At 44.1% G+C, this 16,585-nt stretch carries 12 protein-coding genes; 11 read left to right on the top strand and 1 reads right to left on the bottom strand.

The window, feature by feature from the left end; translation table 11 throughout:
• The first annotated feature begins 21 nt into the window (after window positions 1-21).
• From fbaA to rpe, 11 genes are all read left to right on the top strand, one after another.
• Entirely contained in the window at window positions 22-1,089 is a 1,068-nt protein-coding gene (fbaA, locus tag FEK29_RS15570) for a class II fructose-bisphosphate aldolase (RefSeq protein WP_138259360.1), read from the top strand.
• A gap of 30 nt (window positions 1,090-1,119) precedes the next feature.
• Window positions 1,120-1,989 (top strand): acetyl-CoA carboxylase, carboxyltransferase subunit beta, encoded by an 870-nt coding sequence (gene accD / locus FEK29_RS15565; protein ID WP_138259394.1) that lies wholly within the window; start codon window positions 1,120-1,122, stop codon window positions 1,987-1,989.
• A 100-nt stretch (window positions 1,990-2,089) separates the two neighbouring features.
• Entirely contained in the window at window positions 2,090-2,359 is a 270-nt protein-coding gene (gene rpsO / locus FEK29_RS15560; protein ID WP_138259359.1) for a 30S ribosomal protein S15, read from the top strand.
• Between the two features lie 200 nt (window positions 2,360-2,559).
• Window positions 2,560-4,782, top strand: coding sequence for a polyribonucleotide nucleotidyltransferase (locus FEK29_RS15555; protein WP_138259358.1), 2,223 nt, complete (start codon window positions 2,560-2,562; stop codon window positions 4,780-4,782).
• A gap of 152 nt (window positions 4,783-4,934) precedes the next feature.
• Window positions 4,935-5,798: a sigma-70 family RNA polymerase sigma factor gene (locus tag FEK29_RS15550; protein WP_073180565.1), complete on the top strand. Its 864-nt coding sequence runs from the start codon at window positions 4,935-4,937 to the stop codon at window positions 5,796-5,798.
• Between the two features lie 209 nt (window positions 5,799-6,007).
• Window positions 6,008-7,990: a type I pullulanase gene (gene pulA, locus FEK29_RS15545; RefSeq protein WP_138259357.1), complete on the top strand. Its 1,983-nt coding sequence runs from the start codon at window positions 6,008-6,010 to the stop codon at window positions 7,988-7,990.
• A gap of 6 nt (window positions 7,991-7,996) precedes the next feature.
• Window positions 7,997-8,209 (top strand): VF530 family protein, encoded by a 213-nt coding sequence (locus FEK29_RS15540; RefSeq protein ID WP_138259356.1) that lies wholly within the window; start codon window positions 7,997-7,999, stop codon window positions 8,207-8,209.
• A gap of 159 nt (window positions 8,210-8,368) precedes the next feature.
• Window positions 8,369-11,011 carry a c-type cytochrome gene (locus FEK29_RS15535; protein WP_240042768.1) on the top strand — a complete coding sequence of 881 codons (2,643 nt, stop codon included), beginning with the start codon at window positions 8,369-8,371 and terminating at the stop codon, window positions 11,009-11,011.
• Window positions 11,012-11,081: 70 nt separating this feature from the next.
• The gene (locus FEK29_RS15530; protein ID WP_240042767.1) at window positions 11,082-14,204 is read left to right on the top strand and encodes a VPS10 domain-containing protein; all 3,123 of its coding nucleotides are present in this window, start codon (window positions 11,082-11,084) and stop codon (window positions 14,202-14,204) included.
• A gap of 2 nt (window positions 14,205-14,206) precedes the next feature.
• Window positions 14,207-15,190, top strand: a complete 984-nt coding sequence (locus tag FEK29_RS15525) for a tetratricopeptide repeat protein (protein ID WP_138259355.1) — start codon at window positions 14,207-14,209, stop codon at window positions 15,188-15,190.
• A gap of 67 nt (window positions 15,191-15,257) precedes the next feature.
• Entirely contained in the window at window positions 15,258-15,923 is a 666-nt protein-coding gene (gene rpe / locus FEK29_RS15520; RefSeq protein WP_138259354.1) for a ribulose-phosphate 3-epimerase, read from the top strand.
• Between the two features lie 59 nt (window positions 15,924-15,982).
• Here the strand turns inward: rpe and FEK29_RS15515 are convergent, their stop codons facing one another.
• Window positions 15,983-16,408, bottom strand: a complete 426-nt coding sequence (locus tag FEK29_RS15515; protein ID WP_138259353.1) for a CBS domain-containing protein — start codon at window positions 16,406-16,408, stop codon at window positions 15,983-15,985.
• Window positions 16,409-16,585 lie beyond the last annotated feature (177 nt).

Here is a 16,585-nt window from a genome sequence, read left to right as displayed (position 1 = left end):
CTAATTAGACCCACAAAGATTATGGCTCACAATATTAAGCCGGGCGTAGCTACCGGAGATCAGGTTCAGGAAATTTTCAAGTATGCAAAAGAAAAGGCATTTGCATTACCTGCCGTAAACGTAATAGGTTCCAACACCATAAATGGAGTACTTGAAACCGCCGCAAGCTTGAACGCACCGGTCATCATCCAATTTTCAAATGGTGGTGCCCAGTTCAACGCAGGAAAAGGACTTTCCAATGAGGGGCAGAAGGCGGCCATATTAGGAGCGGTTGCCGGTGCCAAACATGTACATCAATTGGCTGAAGCGTATGGAGCCACGGTAATCCTGCATACGGACCATTGTGCAAAAAAACTATTGCCATGGATCGATGGACTTTTGGACGCCAGTGAAAAACATTATGCCGAAACTGGAAAATCCCTGTTCAGTTCGCATATGATAGACTTATCAGAAGAGCCTTTGGAGGAAAACATCGAAATCTGCAAGCAGTACTTGGAGCGCATGAGCAAGATGGAAATGACCTTGGAGATAGAATTGGGAATTACCGGTGGAGAGGAAGATGGTGTGGATAATTCTGATGTGGACGATTCAAAACTGTATACCCAACCGGAAGAAGTAGCATACGCTTATGAGGAGCTCTCCAAAGTAAGTCAGCGATTTACCATCGCAGCGGCCTTTGGGAACGTTCACGGTGTATACAAACCAGGAAACGTAAAGCTTACCCCAAAAATCCTTAAAAATTCCCAAGAATTTATTTCGGAAAAATACGGCGTTGGGCACAACCATATCGATTTTGTATTCCACGGTGGATCCGGTTCTTCCGTTGAGGAAATCAGGGAAGGCATCAGCTATGGGGTGATAAAAATGAATATCGATACAGATTTGCAATATGCCTTCTTGGCGGGCGTACGAGATTATGTCCAAGACAACAAGGATTATCTACAATCCCAAATAGGGAACCCAAAAGGTGCCGATGAGCCCAATAAAAAGTTTTATGACCCAAGAGTTTGGTTGAGAAATGGCGAGACCTCCTTTGTAGAGCGCTTAAAGAAAGCCTTTGAGGATCTCAATAACGTGAATACGCTATAATTTTAGTCGATAACTTTTTAAATGGAAGACATGACGGCTTGGTTTAAAAGAAAGGAAAAAGGAATCCAGACTTCCACAGAGGAAAAAAAGGACACCCCTAAAGGACTTTGGTATAAATCCCCTACCGGTAAAATCGTAGAATCTGAGGACCTTGCCAAAAACTTTTACGTAAGTCCGGAAGATGATTACCATGTACGTATTGGCAGCAAGGAATATTTCCAGATTTTGTTCGATGACAACAAATTCACCGAATTGGATGCCAAACTTTCTTCCAAGGACCCTTTAAAGTTTGAGGACACCAAAAAATACGTTGACAGGTTAAAGGCCGCCCAAAAGAAAACAGGTCTTACCGATGCAGTTCGTACCGGGTTCGGTAAATCCTTGGGAAAGGATATCGTAATCTGCTGTATGGACTTTGCGTTTATTGGTGGATCTATGGGTAGCGTCGTAGGTGAAAAAATCGCGAGGGGAATCGATTATGCCATCAAGAAAAAGGTTCCCTTTGTCATGATTTCAAAGTCTGGGGGGGCCCGAATGATGGAAGCTGCCCTTTCCTTGATGCAGTTGGCCAAAACCTCGGCCAAACTTGCGCAATTGGCAGACGCTGGCCTACCCTATATTTCGCTTTGTACGGACCCAACTACGGGTGGCACCACGGCCTCCTATGCCATGTTGGGCGATATCAATATATCGGAGCCCGGGGCCTTGATCGGCTTCGCGGGACCAAGGGTAGTAAAAGATACCACAGGTAAAGAATTGCCGGAAGGTTTCCAGTCCGCCGAATTTGTTTTGGAACACGGGTTTTTGGACTTTATTTCACACCGAAAGGACTTGAAGAAGAACATCAATCTATACATAGACCTCATCCAAAATCAACCCATCCGAAAGGCAAAAGCCTGAGCATTGTAAAAATGTTCGTCGGGTAATGAAAAAAGACCTATCTTTGCACCCTGATTTACAAAAAATCGGATACATAAAAATCATTTAAAACAATATTGGAATGTATTTAACCAAGGAAATTAAGGCCGACATCTTTAAAAAGCATGGCGGGAAAGCGGAGAACACAGGTTCTACCGAGGGACAAATCGCTTTGTTCACACACCGGATCAATCACTTGACCGGACATTTAAAAAACAACCACAAAGATTATAACACCGAGCGGTCTTTGGTAAAATTGGTAGGTAAGCGTAGAAGCTTGTTGGACTATCTTAAAAATAAGGATATCGTCAAGTACAGGGAGCTTATCAAAGAACTTGGTATTAGAAAATAAACACAAAAGGGGATGGTTGACCATCCCCTTTTTTTAAAATATACTCCATGTCCAAGGAGCCAAAAAAATAGACAAACACAAAAAGCTACACACAGTTTTTCATTGGTCCACACAACAACACAACAACACCCGACCATACAAAACGTCGGAGAGACCATTGTTTAACGAACCTGAAATGATTCGGGTTTTAATCACATTTTATGATTCCAAAAGTATTTAGAGAGGTCATTGACCTTGGGGACGGTAGGGAGATTTCTATCGAAACCGGAAAATTGGCAAAACAGGCACATGGTTCTGTTGTTGTTCAATCTGGAAAATGTATGCTGTTATGTACAGTTGTTTCCAACTACAAGGCAAGCGATGTGGATTTCTTGCCACTAACGGTGGATTACCGTGAAAAATTTGCCGCCGCGGGGCGTTACCCTGGCGGATTTTTCAAGAGAGAGGCGCGTCCCAGCGATGGAGAAGTTTTGACCATGCGTTTGGTTGACAGGGTTTTGAGGCCCTTGTTCCCCAAGGATTACCACTCGGAAACCCAGGTGATGATCCAATTGATGTCCCATGACGAAAACGTAATGCCGGATGCTATGGCAGGTTTGGCAGCTTCTGCTGCTATTCAGTTATCTGATTTCCCTTTTGAATGCCCAATTTCCGAAGTACGTGTAGGTAGGGTCAACGGTGAATTCGTAATCAACCCTACGTTAGCTCAATTGGCGGAATCCGATATCGATATGATTATTGGCGCATCTGCCGATTCTGTAATGATGGTGGAAGGGGAAATGGATGAAATTTCCGAAGAGGAAATGACCGAGGCCATTAAATTTGCCCACGAAGCCATAAAGGTACAGTGTGCGGCCCAGGTTCGGTTGGCAGAGGCATTCGGAAAAAAAGAAACCCGTGAGTACGAACCGGAAGCAGAGGATGAATCGTTGGCGAAAAAAGTGCACGATCTTACTTACAGTAAGGTGTATGAAATAGCGAAAGCCGGTTCTGCTAAACATGAAAGAAGCGCAGCTTTTGAGGCAATAAAAGAGGAGGTGAAAGCCTCTTTCAGCGAAGAGGAGCAGGAAGAATTTGGTGGATTGATCTCCAAATATTTCTATAAGGCCGAAAAAGCAGCAGTAAGAGACCTTACTTTGAACGAAGGTCTTCGATTGGACGGTCGTAAAACTACGGACATACGGCCTATTTGGTGCGAAGTGGATTATTTACCATCCACACATGGTTCTGCTATATTCACCAGAGGAGAGACACAGGCATTGGCTACGGTCACCTTGGGTACTTCTAGGGATTCCAATCAAATAGACATGCCATCTTTTGAAGGCGAGGAGCGTTTTTACCTACATTATAATTTCCCTCCTTTTTCAACGGGAGAGGCTAGACCAATCCGTGGCACTTCCAGAAGGGAAGTCGGTCATGGCAACTTGGCACAAAGAGCCCTAAAAGGCATGGTTCCTGAGGATTGTCCATATACAGTAAGGGTAGTATCCGAAGTGTTGGAGTCCAACGGTTCTTCATCCATGGCAACAGTTTGTTCGGGAACTATGGCACTAATGGATGCCGGTGTCCAATTGAAAAAACCCGTTTCAGGTATTGCCATGGGATTGATTACCGATACGGAATCAGGTAAATATGCCGTGCTTTCCGATATTTTGGGAGATGAGGATCACTTAGGGGATATGGACTTTAAGGTAACCGGTACGGCCGATGGTATCACTGCTTGCCAGATGGATATCAAAGTAAAGGGACTTTCTTATGAAATCTTGGTCAAGGCCTTGAAACAAGCCCGTGACGGACGTTTACATATATTGGAAAAATTGGTGGAAACTATTGAGGCACCAAGAGCGGATGTGAAACCGCATGCACCTAAAATGGTTACACGAATCATCCCGAACGAGTACATAGGTGCCTTGATCGGACCCGGTGGAAAAGTAATCCAAGAGCTTCAAAAAGAGACCAAAACGACGATCGTTATCAACGAAGATCCGGTTACAGAAGAAGGTATCGTGGAAATTCTGGGTACGGACCAGGCGGGAATCGACGCAGTAATTGCAAAAATCGATTCTTTGATGTTCAAACCTGAAGTGGGTAGCGTTTATGAAGTGAAGGTCATTAAAATGTTAGATTTTGGTGCCGTTGTGGAATATATGGAAGCACCGGGCAACGAAGTATTGTTACACGTTTCGGAATTGGCATGGGAGCGTACTGAAAATGTATCTGATGTGGTAAACATGGGCGATGTGTTTGATGTGAAATACTTCGGTATTGATCCAAGAACTAAAAAGGATAAGGTTTCCCGTAAGGCTCTTTTGCCAAAACCTGAAGGTTTTAAGGAAAGGCCTCCACGCGATAACAATCGTAGGGACGACCGTCGTGGAAACGACAGAAACCGCGATCGCGATAGAAAACCAAGAAGGGATTAAAAATCCTTAAAATTTAGAGCCCCGACCATTTGTTGGGGCTTTTTTATTCACTTAATCGATTATTTGAAGTTTTTTATACCCAATTGTAACATTCTGGAAAAATCTACGTATAAGTATATGCAGTCTATGCAAATTGAACTTAATTTACTTTAATGAGACAGCTTAAGATTACAAAACAGGTCACCAATAGGGAGACCGCATCCTTGGACAAGTACTTGCAAGAAATTGGAAAAGTGGACTTGATTACCGCTGATGAAGAAGTAGAGTTGGCACAACGCATCAAGGCAGGCGACCAGATCGCTCTTGAAAAACTAACAAAGGCCAACCTCAGATTCGTGGTATCGGTTGCGAAGCAATACCAAAACCAAGGGCTTACTTTACCGGATTTGATCAACGAGGGAAACCTTGGTCTGATCAAAGCTGCACAGCGTTTTGACGAAACGCGGGGATTTAAGTTTATCTCCTACGCCGTATGGTGGATCCGTCAATCTATATTACAGGCATTGGCGGAACAGTCTCGTATCGTTCGTTTGCCTTTGAATAAAATTGGTTCTATTAACAAAATTAACAAGACGTTTGCCTTCTTGGAGCAAGCGCATGAACGGGTACCCTCTGCAGAAGAAATTGCCAAGGAATTGGATATGACCGTTGAGGACGTAAAACAATCCCTGAAGAACTCTGGTCGTCACGTATCCATGGACGCCCCTTTAATCGATGGAGAGGATTCCAACCTGTACGATGTTTTACGTAGTGGTGAGTCCCCAAATCCGGACAAGGAATTGCTACATGAGTCGCTTCGTACAGAAATTGAACGCGCATTGGAAACCTTGACTCCAAGGGAAGCGGATGTTATTAGACTTTATTTTGGCCTTGCAGGGCAACACTCCATGACCTTGGAGGAAATTGGTGAAACTTTTGACCTTACTAGGGAAAGGGTACGACAAATCAAGGAAAAAGCCATTCGTAGGTTAAAACACACCTCTAGAAGTAAGATTTTAAAGACCTATCTAGGTTAAACGTAAAAATTACACGTGAAACTTATGTTAAATTGCAAATTTGGCATATAAGTTGTAATTTTAAGGTTACAAACAGTTTATCATGACTGTTCGTTTTTTGATTGATGAATAAACTCCGGCTGATTACCGGAGTTTTTTCATTTTAGACACTTTCCTTAATAGTGTAACCCTACTATATATTTTCTATCTTGTTAAAAAGAATTCTCTTAATGAAATACGTTTTTATCCCTACCATTTTGATGTTATTGACCACTTCTTGCCGCAAGGGTTTTGATAAATCCCACTACCACGCCTACCCTACCGCCCAAAATGCAAACCTTTGGACACAGTATACCAAGGAAGCTACGGAATTTACTTTATGGGCGCCGACAGCAAAGGGGGTAAAAGTCAATCTCTACGAAAACGGCAACGACTCCCAAATAAAGGAGAGCCACTTGATGGAAAGTTCAGAGAATGGCGTTTGGATAAAAAAACTAACAGGAAACCTGAACGGCACGTATTATACCTTTCAGGTTAAAACAGATTCGGGATGGTTGTTCGAAACCCCAGGTATTTATGCCCAAGCGGTTGGGGTCAACGGTAACAGGGCCATGGTATTAGATTTGGCAACTACCAACCCTCAAGGCTGGGAAATGGACAAAGGGCCCAAACTTGAAGTGCCCAATAAAGCGATAATCTACGAGCTGCATCTGCGGGACATGACCCTACATCCGCAGTCGGGTGCTGAGCAAAAAGGAAAATATCTTGGTTTGGTGGAACAGGGCACCATGGGGCCAGGGAATATAAAAACGGGTATCGATCATCTAAAGGAACTTGGCATCACCCATGTGCATTTACTGCCTTCCTTTGACCATTACTCCATTGATGAAACTCGGTTGGAGACACCTCAATTTAATTGGGGCTACGATCCCAAAAATTACAATGTACCGGAAGGTTCTTATTCGACCGACCCTTATGACGCATCGGTGCGAATCAAGGAATTCAAACAAATGGTGAAATCCTTTCATGACAACGGTATCGGGGTGATTCTGGATGTTGTTTACAACCACACGGGCAAGACGGAGGAATCGCTGTTCAATCAGGAAGTACCCGGCTATTATTACCGTCATAACGAAGATGGCAGCTATTCAGATGCGGCCGCCTGTGGGAATGAAACGGCATCGGAAAGAATCATGATGCGAAAATTCATGCTGGAATCCCTTTTATATTGGACAAAGGAATACCATATCGATGGTTTTCGGTTCGATTTAATGGGCATCCATGATATTGAGACCATGAACGAAATTGCGTCGGCCCTAAAAAAAGTAAACCCAGATGCGCTCCTCTATGGCGAAGGCTGGACCGCCAAGGACTCCCCGCTCCCAGAAGAAAAGAGGTCCCTAAAAAAACACATGCAACAACTGCCGCAAATTGCGGCCTTTAGCGATGATATTCGGGACGGTTTAAAGGGTTCCGTCTTTGAAGATTTGGACACCGGTTTCGTAAACGGGGGAACCAAAAAGGAGGAATCCATAAAGTTTGGACTTGTGGGCGGCATCCAACATCCTCAAATCGATTATGAGGGTGTCAATTACTCCAAGGCCCCATGGACAAAAGCCCCTTGGCAATCCATATCCTACATCTCCTGCCACGATAACCACACCTTATTTGATAAACTGCAAATTTCGAATCCTGCCGCTGGTCAAGAGGAATTGATCGCCATGCACAAACTGGCCAATGCCATTGTTTTGACTTCGCAGGGCACCCCGTTTTTACACGCTGGTGTTGAATTTTTGAGGTCCAAACAAGGTGAACACAATTCCTACAACCTTCCGGATAGTATCAATCAGATAGATTGGGGACTCAAGGACAGGCATAAGGATGTTTTTACGTATTATCAAAATCTGATTCGTTTACGCAAGTCGCACCCAGCCTTCTCCATGTCCAATACCAAAGCGGTCAATGAACACCTAAACTTTCAGATGGTGGAAGAAGGCCTCATTTCATATACCTTAGAGAATTCCGCCAACGGCGACTCTTGGAAAGAGATTCTGGTCATTTATAATGCCAAAAAAGAAGCTTTTCGGTATCCGTTAAATGAGGCCTACAAATTGGCAGTATATAATGATATGTTTGATTTCAGCGGCTCCAAAACCATTCAGGAATACATCGATGTTCCTCCCATATCCATGTTGGTAGCCTTTAAATATTAAAAAATAATGGAACAAAAAAACAACCCACTACATGGTGTAAAATTGGTCGATATCCTAGAACACCTTACACAAATTTACACTTGGGAAGAATTATCGAAAGAAATAAATATCAACTGCTTCAAGAATAATCCATCCATAAAGTCGAGCTTAGTTTTTCTAAGGAGAACGCCGTGGGCCAGAGAAAAAGTAGAAGCTCTTTACTTAAAGAGTCTGGCCTAGATACTGCAATTTTTTAGGCCCTTTTAAGGTGGGCCCAAATGTGGGCAACATTGTGGTAAATATTCTTTAGTAAAATGGGCAGTTCAAAAAAATAACTATTGAATTCTTTAGTGCAAGTTTTGTATCTTTTACCTATTCGTAAAACCAACTTTTTCATCCATGAACAGAACTTTCTTCAGATATATCGTGATGGCCCTTAGTATCACGATATTAATTGCTTGTAAGGACGATACCCAAAACGAAACAACGACACAAGATTCCGAAATCAAGTTCAACATTCCCGATGGCTTCTCATTGGAGGAAATCTATCATCCCAGTGCCAATGAACAAGGGTCTTGGGTGGCTTTGGCCCAGGGACCCAATGGCATTATTTATTCCTGTGATCAGTACGGCAAAATTTATTCCTTTACCCCACCTAAAAAAGGGGAAGAACTTTCCAAAGTGGATGTTACACCGTTGGATATTGAAATAGGACAGGCTCACGGCCTACTTTGGGCTTTCAATAGCCTGTATGTTTCCGTGAATAAAAGATGGGAGGAAGATTCGGACTATGGAAGCGGTATTTACAAAATTGAGGATACCAATAGTGACGGAGTTCTGGACCAAAGCACCATGCTTTTAAAATTGCAGGGCAATGGGGAACACGGGCCCCACAGTCTGGTTCTTTCGCCCGATGGAAATGAAATTTATTTCATCGCGGGCAACCATACCTTGGTTCCAGATGTTTTAAAGAACAACAGCAGGTTGCCCAACAACTGGAACGAGGACAACCTGTTACCTACCTATTTGGATGCCAGGGGCCATGCAAACGATATCAAGGCGCCAGGGGGTTGGGTCGCTAAGTTTAATCCGGAAGGAACGGAATGGGAATTGCTGTCCGCCGGTTACAGAAACCCCTTTGATATTGCCTTTAACAACGATGGAGAATTGTTTACCTACGATTCAGACATGGAATGGGACATAGGTATGCCTTGGTACAGGCCCACCCGCATTTGTCATGTAGTCCCTGGAAGTGAGTATGGATGGCGTACCGGTTCGGGTAAATGGCCGGCCTATTATCCCGATAATTTACCGGCCGTTCATAACTTGGAGCAAGGTTCGCCGACGGCCGTCCTTTCCGCCGCTTCCCTAAATTTTCCATCGAAATACAAAAACGGGCTTTTGGTCATGGATTGGAGCTTTGGGACGGTGTATTTTATCGATTTGGTTCCCAAAGGCAGTAGCTACGAAGCCACGAGGGAACAGTTTTTTTCAGGGACCCCGTTGCCGCTAACGGATATGATTTCCGGCTCTGACGGTAACCTCTACTTTGCTACTGGAGGCAGAAATTTGGATTCCCATTTTTACCGGTTGACCTATACCGGTGATGCTACTGCCAAAGCGGATACTGTCGAAAATGCCGAAAACAAACAATTGAGGGAGCTGAGACGCACCTTGGAATCCTTCCAGAAAAGCTCACTGGAAGAAGGTCTTTCCCTTGCGTGGGAAAATTTGGACCATGAGGACCGATTTATTCGTTATGCTGCGCGTATGGTCTTGGAGCATGCCGAATTCGATACTTGGAAAGACCGATTTTCTTCAGAAACCGAGGCTACAAAACTTATCAATGCCAGTATTGCACTTGCCAGAACGGATGACCCACAGCACCAACAACTGCTTTATAAAAAATTGGAGCCCATTCAACTAGAAACACTTACCAAAGAAAACCAGTTGGCCCTCTTGCGCGCCTATTCCCTATCCTTCATCAGGATGGGCAAACCAGCAAATGCTGCCGGAAATGTGATAGCCAAAAAACTGAACAATTCTTTCCCCCATGCCAACAACAGCGTAAACAAGGAATTGGGTCAGATTCTACTGTATTTGGAAGCGGATGGCATAACGGAAGGTTTGGTCAACCAATTGGTAAAACATACTGAAGAAAGGACGGTTTCGGAAGGGGTTGGACTTTTAGATGAGGAAACCACCCTTAGGAGCGAACAATATGGAGAAATCATACGGGAAGTGCTGGCAAAAATGCCGCCAAGTGAGGCCATTTATTACGGGATGCTTTTGAGCAATGCCGAAAAAGGATGGAACAAAGAATTAAGGGAAACCTATTTCTCGTGGTTCTATGATGTGCTGGGAAGCAAGGGCGGAATGAGCTTTAAAGCCTATATGGAAAACGTACGCCAAAGGGCCATGACGCATGTTCCCGAAGCAGAAAAGGCCTATTTCAAGGAAATTTCGGGCGAATATTCCCCAACCGATGCCGTAGCGGATCTTCCCCAGCCCCAGGGACCTGGAGGCATCTATACCGCGGGAGATATTCAGAATATTGTTTGGAACGAAGAAATGAATGGGGGTGATTTTGAAGCAGGAAAGCGAGCCTTTGAAGCGGCCATGTGCGTTTTATGCCACAGAATTCGGGGCGAAGGAGGGGCCGCAGGACCGGACCTTACTCAAGCCCATACGAAATTTGGTACTTATGACCTCATCCATGCAGTTCTCAGTCCCAATGATGAAATATCGGATCAGTATGCCCACACCTTGTTGGAGCTGGCGGATGGCAAAAATCTGGCGGGTAGGATACAATCAGAAAACGAGGAAGAAATTGTATTAATGCCCAATCCCTACAACGAAACGTACACGGTAACTATCAAAAAAGAAACGGTAGTCCAACGCGGACCTTCGCCCATTTCACCAATGCCCGGAGGTTTGTTGAACCGACTCAATCCGCAAGAAATTAAGGACCTGTTCAAATATTTACAATCGGGTGGGGATGAAAACCATGAATCCTATAATGAAAATGAAAGTCAGGATTAAGTGGCCTTTCTTAAAATTCAAGCAATATCTTAGTCAATGTCTACTCACATAATTTAAAACTATACCAAAAATGAAAACCAACACACTAATGAATCTGAAGTATAAATTTCCGTTGCTCTTTATTTTCATTTTATGTTTTACGCTGGGTTTTTCACAAACGGAGGAGCTTCCCATCGATCCATCGTTTTACGAAAAACTGGAATGGCGCAATATTGGCCCTTCACGCGGAGGAAGGTCTTTAGGTGCCGCTGGAAGCCCTTCCAGAGCCAATGAATACTACTTTGGGGCCACCGGTGGTGGCTTATGGAAAACTACGGACGGAGGCAATGAATGGAAACCCGTTACGGATGGGCAGGTTACTAGTTCTTCCGTAGGTGCCGTGGCCGTTGCGGAAACCAACCCGGATATTGTGTACATAGGCATGGGCGAAGTACAGTTACGGGGAAGCATTACACAGGGAGATGGTGTGTATAAATCTACGGATGCCGGAGAGACATGGAAACATCTAGGACTTAAGGAAACCCAAGCGGTTGCCCGTATCAGAATACATCCTACGAATCCTGATGTGGTTTACGTGGCCGCCCTGGGCCATCCCTATGGCGATAATGAGGAACGAGGGGTCTTCCGCAGTAAAAACGGTGGCGAAACCTGGGAAAAAGTATTGTACGTAAGCCCCAAAGCAGGTGCTGTGGACTTGATTATCGACCGCAATAATCCAACTGTGCTGTATGCCAGCACTTGGGAAGTACAACGAAAAGCTTGGAAAATGTGGGGCGGTGGTGGCGATTCCAAATTATGGAAATCCACGGATGGAGGAGATACCTGGTCCGATCTTACCAGCAACGAGGGAATGCCCGCACCACCGATCGGAAAAATAGGTGTTACCGTTTCCCCTGTGGATTCCAACAGGGTTTGGGCCATCGTAGAGGCCAATGAAGGCGGTGTTTTTAGGTCCGATGATGGTGGAAAAACATGGGAGAGAACCAACGACGAGCGAAAATTACGGCAACGTGCCTTTTACTACTCTAGAATTTATGCCGATCCGCTGGATAAGGAAACGGTATATTGCCTAAATGTCGATTTTTGGAAATCTACTGATGGTGGAAAAACCTTCGACACCGAAATAAAAGTGCCACACGGGGATAACCATGACCTATGGATCGATCCAAAGAATCCGGACCGAATGATTTCTTCCAACGATGGTGGGGGAATCGTAAGTATTAACGGTGGAAAGACCTGGACGGAAGAAGATTATGTTACTACACAGTTTTATCATGTTATGGCCACAAGCGATGTCCCCTATCATGTAGCAGGCGCGCAACAGGATAATAGTACCTTGGCCATGCCCAGCGATGGCTGGGACCACATGCAGGCAAGAGGCCCTAACCATGGCTGGTATTATGCAGTTGGCGGTGGTGAAAGTGGTTGGATAACCCAACATCCAACCGATCCGGATATTTTTTATGCAGGTAGCCAAGGTGCCCTTTTGACCCGCTACGATCGCAGCAACGGACAGATACGCGATATACAGGTGTATCCAAGGTTTTTTTCGGGCGAACCTGCAAGTGCCCTGCCCGAACGTTGGCAATGGACCTTCCCTATTATGTTTGCCCCACAAGATCCCACTGTTATGTATACCTGTTCCCAACATGTTTGGAAAACGACGGATGACGGCCAGTCCTGGGAGAAGATAAGCCCGGATCTAACCTATGCCGACCCATCCACTTTGGGAAAAACGGGCGGAGTCATTACCATGGATATGAACGGGCCCGAAATTTATGCCACGGTTTTCGCCCTTGCACCTTCAACCCATGACATCAATACCATTTGGGCCGGTTCGGACGATGGTAAAATTCATATTACTAGGGATGGCGGAAAAAATTGGGAGGATATCACGCCGGAAGGCCTCCCCAAATTCTCAAGGGTCAGCATTATTGACGAGTCAGTTCACAACCCCGGCACCTTGTATGTTGCGGCAAACCGATATCAGGTGGATGACAGGCAACCTTATGTTTTCAAGACCCATGATTATGGAAAAACATGGAAGAAGATCATCAACGGAATTTCGGACGGACATTTTGCAAGGGCGGTACGGGAAGATCCGGTTCGGGAAGGGCTTTTGTTCCTTGCCACGGAACATGGCGTCTACTTCTCAATGAACGATGGGGAATTATGGCAAAGTCTACAGTTAAAACTGCCTGACACCCCTGTAAGGGATTTGGTCATTAAGGACAATGATGTAGTACTTGGAACCCACGGGCGTGGATTTTGGATATTGGACGACATACAACCTTTGCGACAGTACACGCCTGAAATGAAGGATCAAGATGCCGTTCTCTTTAAGCCAAGAAACGCCATTCGTGGCATTTCCGATGCAACAATCCAATATTATCTCAAATCTGAACAGGACACGATTACTTTCGAAATATTGGACGCAGCTAACAAGGTTATCGACACATTTACAGGTAGTATGCCTAAATATGAAAAAGACCCGGACGCACCTTGGTGGGAACGAGGGGGCTCCTCAAAACCCACAACGGCAAAAGGCCTGAATACGTTCACATGGGACTTGCGCTACCCTGGTGCAACCGTTTTCGACGGGATGATCATTTGGAGCGGACGCCCCCAACGTGGTCCTAAAGCTCCTTTAGGAACATACAAGGTGAAAATGAAAACAGGAGATTATGAAGAAACATATACTTTCGATATAGAAATGGACCCCAATTTAAAGGGCATTACCAAGGCCAATCTTCAAGAACAATTTGAACTGGCCAACAAGATTATGAACAAGACCAGTGCCGCCAATGAAGCTGTCATTAAAATACGAAAGGTTAGAGAACAGTTGAACGCGCATAAAGAGGCCCTTTCGGGTTCCACTTACAAGCGGAAAGTCGCTCCGTTTTTGGATAAGTTGACAGCCATTGAGGAAGAACTATATCAGGTAAGGAACCAGTCCCCACAGGATCCCTTGAATTTTCCGATCAAGTTAAACAACCGTTTGGCCTCCTTACGTAGAAGTGTTGAGACCGGTGATGCAAAACCCACTGACGGGGCCTATAAAGTTTTTGAGGAGCTTTCTGCCGAACTTCAAACCCACTTGTCTAATTTGAATAAAGTAATGGATTCTCAATTGCCCGAGATAAACGCCATTTTAGAAAAAGCCGGGAAAAACGCTGTTCAAATTGGGGAATGAACATGAGTAAATTCAGAATAACAGTAGGCCAGATATTTTTTCTATTGGGTTTTTTGATGGTTTTTTCCGGTTGCCAAGAAATCAAAAAGGAAAAAACAGAAACTCTAGAGACGGTATCCAATTCCTTGCGAACACCTCGTAGATTCACAACGCCCTTGGGAAAGGAATTCAGTATACCTGAACCTTCCGAAAAAATGATAGCCCAGTACGAAGAGGCCAAACAAACGTATGAAAGCAATCCAGATAGCGCCAATGCCCTGATTTGGTACGGGAGGCGGACCGCCTATCTTGGAAAGTATCAAGATGCGATCGATTTGTACTCCAGAGGAATCGAGAAATTCCCTGAGGACGCCCGTTTTTATCGCCATCGCGGACATCGGTACATCTCTATCCGGGAATTCGAAAAGGCAATCTCAGATTTGGAGTTTGCGACAAAACTCATTGAAGGAAAGCCCAATGAAATAGAACCCGATGGAATGCCAAATGCCATGAACATTCCGGTAAGCACACTACACGGAAATATTTGGTATCATTTGGGTTTGGCGTATTATCTGGAACACGACTATGAAAAAGCATTTGATGCGTATCTAAACTGCAGGAAATCAGGAGAGCTGGATGACAATATTGTTTCAAGTACACATTGGCTCTATATGATTCAACGTAGGCTTGGAAACGAAACAATGGCAAATGAAATGCTGGATCCAATTACCCAAAAAATGGATGTTATTGAAAACCAAAGTTATTATGAACTTTGTAAACTGTACAAAGGTTTGATTCCCATAGATTCCCTCCTTCGAACTAAATCTGGTAATCCATCAAACGATGCAGTGGCCTATGGACTTTCTAACTGGTATTTTTATAACAACGATAAAGAAAAAGCCAAAGAGATAATGTTGGATTTAGTGGATAGCCCTTCATGGAGTTCTTTTGGATATATAGCGGCGGAAAGTGATTTGATACATTACTTTGACAAAATGAAACCGTAAAGCGAATCACATTGGGTTATGCAAAACTCAAATCACTATTTTTGCATGATCATTTAGCAGTTACAAAATGCAAAAAACAAAAATAGCCCCATCACTACTTGCAGCGGATTTCGGAAACTTGCAACGTGATGTTGAAATGGTGAACAACAGTGTTGCCGATTGGCACCATATCGATGTCATGGACGGCGTTTTTGTTCCCAACATTTCCTACGGAATGCCCGTTATCAAGGCTATTCAAGGACATGCCACTAAACCCTTGGACGTACATTTGATGATAATTGATCCGGACAGATATATTGGCACCTTTGCCGAACTTGGTGCCACCGTTCTAACGGTTCATTACGAAGCTTGTACCCATTTGCACAGAACAGTACAGGCTATCAAGGCCGCAGGGATGAAAGCTGGGGTTGCCTTAAATCCTCATACCAATATCAGTCTGTTGGAGGACACTATCAGTGATCTAGATTTGGTATTGATCATGAGCGTGAACCCGGGTTTTGGGGGACAATCCTTCATTGAAAACACCTATGAAAAAATTAAGGCCCTAAAGGAGCTTATCCAGCGAAAAAATGCTTCGGCCTTAATTGAAATAGACGGCGGCGTATCCACGGAAAATGCCAAAAAATTGACCGATGCCGGTGCGGATGTATTGGTAGCGGGCAGCTTTGTCTTCAAAAGTGAAAAACCTTTGCAAACAATTTTGGAACTTAAATCGGTAGCAGACGGAAAATAAAAAACGAAAGGTGGCCAATGCATCACAATGATTTTGACCACCCTTTGCGTAACCTAAAACTAATATTGCTCCAAAAGGTATTTTATCAAATCTGTAGTGGTAACAATCCCTACCAATTTTTCATCATCAACGACCGGAAGGGCGTGAAATTCCTTATTTGCTAAAATTTCCGCCACTTCTTTGATCGTTGTATTTGAGGAAATACTCTTCAGGTTTTTGGCCATCACTTGTGAGATGGTGAACATATTATAGACAATGGTTTCCACATCGGAATCCTCTTCGTAAGCGCCATCGGCAAAACTGATACGAAGTAAATCCGTCAAGCTCAACATTCCAATGATGGCATCACCTTCCACAACGGGAATATGGCGAATATGGTGCTCCTTAAAAAGGCGTTCCGCGGTTTCCAATTGATCGTTACTGTTTAAGGTGATGATCTTTTTTGTCATAATGGTGGATACGGGTACTCTATGTCTTAGACTCATAACTTTGATTTTTAATGATATTTAAAGTTCGGGTAAACAAAGGGCATAAAGCATGATATAAATCATAGACAACAATAAATTGCGTCCCTTTGTCAATTTATTTACGGCCTTTATTTCTAACTAAAATGGCTAATTTTGCAAAACGGTATTTCGAAGTCTAATTCAGTAAACTACCTC

The organism is Maribacter aurantiacus (assembly GCF_005780245.1).
GTDB classification, from domain to species: Bacteria; Bacteroidota; Bacteroidia; order Flavobacteriales; family Flavobacteriaceae; genus Maribacter; species Maribacter flavus.
This window is presented reverse-complemented; position numbering and strand designations above follow the sequence as displayed.

Excerpts from the sequence above, each read along its gene's own strand:
- accD (WP_138259394.1), top strand. The coding sequence starts at position 1,120 with ATGACGGCTTGGTTTAAAAGAAAGGAAAAAGGAATCCAGACTTCCACA.
- FEK29_RS15550 (WP_073180565.1), top strand. The coding sequence starts at position 4,935 with ATGAGACAGCTTAAGATTACAAAACAGGTCACCAATAGGGAGACCGCA.
- FEK29_RS15535 (WP_240042768.1), top strand. The coding sequence starts at position 8,369 with ATGAACAGAACTTTCTTCAGATATATCGTGATGGCCCTTAGTATCACG.
- FEK29_RS15540 (WP_138259356.1), top strand. The coding sequence starts at position 7,997 with ATGGAACAAAAAAACAACCCACTACATGGTGTAAAATTGGTCGATATC.
- pulA (WP_138259357.1), top strand. The coding sequence starts at position 6,008 with ATGAAATACGTTTTTATCCCTACCATTTTGATGTTATTGACCACTTCT.
- rpsO (WP_138259359.1), top strand. The coding sequence starts at position 2,090 with ATGTATTTAACCAAGGAAATTAAGGCCGACATCTTTAAAAAGCATGGC.
- FEK29_RS15530 (WP_240042767.1), top strand. The coding sequence starts at position 11,082 with ATGAAAACCAACACACTAATGAATCTGAAGTATAAATTTCCGTTGCTC.
- FEK29_RS15555 (WP_138259358.1), top strand. The coding sequence starts at position 2,560 with ATGATTCCAAAAGTATTTAGAGAGGTCATTGACCTTGGGGACGGTAGG.
- FEK29_RS15525 (WP_138259355.1), top strand. The coding sequence starts at position 14,207 with ATGAGTAAATTCAGAATAACAGTAGGCCAGATATTTTTTCTATTGGGT.
- FEK29_RS15515 (WP_138259353.1), bottom strand. The coding sequence starts at position 16,408 with ATGAGTCTAAGACATAGAGTACCCGTATCCACCATTATGACAAAAAAG.
- rpe (WP_138259354.1), top strand. The coding sequence starts at position 15,258 with ATGCAAAAAACAAAAATAGCCCCATCACTACTTGCAGCGGATTTCGGA.
- fbaA (WP_138259360.1), top strand. The coding sequence starts at position 22 with ATGGCTCACAATATTAAGCCGGGCGTAGCTACCGGAGATCAGGTTCAG.